The following is a 1,161-nucleotide window of genomic DNA, read 5'->3' as shown; positions in this document are numbered from 1 at the left end:
TACTGATCTTTTCGTAAGTTCAGTGGGTGTGCTGGCGTTGTGCGTGGGAGGCTTTCGGGGTGGCTTATCAACCCTCGCCTTCGGCTGCTGGCTCGTCTCTTCCTCCTTTGTCGCGGCCTCAGTTGGCGGAGGCGCGTCGTGTTCGGGCGGTCGAGTTGTTCGAGGAAGGCGCCTCGAATGTAGAGATCGCGCGGGCGGTGGGTGTGTGTGCCGAGAGTGTGCGGCGTTGGCGTCGGGTGTGGGAGGAAGGCGGCGTTCCGGCTCTGCGGCGGCGTGCGGCCACCGGTCGCCCGCCCAAGCTGGACGACGCCCAGGTCGAGACTGTCCGGGCCGCGTTGGCGCGAGGAGCTCAGGCTCATGGCTTCGAGGCCGACCTGTGGACTTTGGAGCGAGTCGGCGCCGTCGTGGAGCAGGTAACGGGGGTGCCATTGTCGAGGGCGTCGGTGTGGCGACTGCTGACCGGCCGACTCGGATGGAGTCTGCAACGTCCCGAGCGCAGGGCGGTCGAGCGGGACGAGTCCGAGATCGCCCGCTGGATCGCGCACGAGTGGCCGCGCATCAAAAAGGGGCCGTGAACACACGTGCCTGGATCGTGTTCCTCGACGAATCAGGTGTCTCCCTGCTGCCTCAGATCCGCCGCACCTACGCACCCCGTGGCCGGACCCCGCTGCTGCGGCATCGCCTGAACTGGAAGCGGGCGTCAATGGCCGGGGCCCTGGGCTACCACTCCACCGATCCCGAACGCGGGGCCCGTCTGTGCTTCCACCTCAAGCCCGGCAGCTACGACACCACCGCCCTCATCGAAGTCCTCGAGCAGATGAAGGCGTTCTACCGCGGCGAGCAAGTGGTGCTGGTCTGGGACGGCCTGTCGGCCCATTGGAGCCGGGCGATGCGCGCCTGGGTCGCCGAGCAGGACTGGCTCACTCTGGAGCGATTACCCGCCTACGCTCCCGAGCTGAACCCGGTGGAACTGCTGTGGTCCTCGCTCAAGAAGGGTGAACTCGCCAACCTCGCCGGCGACCACCTCGCCGATGTCGCCGACGCCACCGAACAAGGCATCAACCGCATCAACCACAACCCACAACTGCCATGGTCCTTTCTCGCCCACACCGGCCTGACCATTCACCCAGCACACCCACTGAACTTACGAAAAGATCAGTA

Annotated in this window: 2 protein-coding genes; both read left to right on the top strand. The window is 66.0% G+C overall.

The features are described 5' to 3' along the window. The first annotated feature begins 26 nt into the window (after positions 1 to 26). Positions 27 to 575, top strand: coding sequence for a winged helix-turn-helix domain-containing protein (locus NMK44_RS42355; protein WP_308358839.1), 549 nt, complete (start codon positions 27 to 29; stop codon positions 573 to 575). Then, positions 572 to 1,161 (top strand): IS630 family transposase (locus tag NMK44_RS41840; RefSeq protein WP_254753392.1); only part of this gene is annotated, 590 nt, incomplete at its 3' end. The genes NMK44_RS42355 and NMK44_RS41840, both read left to right, overlap by 4 nt.

It is taken from the genome of Streptomyces cucumeris (genome assembly GCF_024295805.1).
GTDB lineage: Bacteria > Actinomycetota > Actinomycetes > Streptomycetales > Streptomycetaceae > Streptomyces > Streptomyces cucumeris.
The sequence above is the reverse complement of the archived record's forward strand: the minus strand, read 5'-3'. Positions and strand labels throughout refer to the sequence as shown.